Genomic DNA, 207 nt, shown 5'->3' on the forward strand with positions numbered 1-207 from the left:
CCGGCCAATGACGTCTATAACAACGGCTCGACCGTCAGCGTCACCATCGAGAACGCCACGGGCGGCAACTTCGAGCAGCTGACCCCGAACCCGACGCCGGCTCAGACCACGATCAACGACTCGGTCGACACCACCACCGCGACCCTGACCGCCTCGCCAAGCGTAACCGAAGGCGGCGTGATCACTTACACCGTGACCCTGAGCAAC

At 63.8% G+C, this 207-nt stretch carries 1 protein-coding gene; it reads left to right on the plus strand.

What is annotated here, in order from left to right:
* A partial coding sequence (locus FQ668_RS28470) for an immunoglobulin-like domain-containing protein (protein WP_144180930.1) occupies window positions 1–207 on the plus strand: 207 nt, incomplete at both ends.

The organism is Pseudomonas sp. Kh14, from assembly GCF_900291005.1.
GTDB lineage: Bacteria > Pseudomonadota > Gammaproteobacteria > Pseudomonadales > Pseudomonadaceae > Aquipseudomonas > Aquipseudomonas alloputida.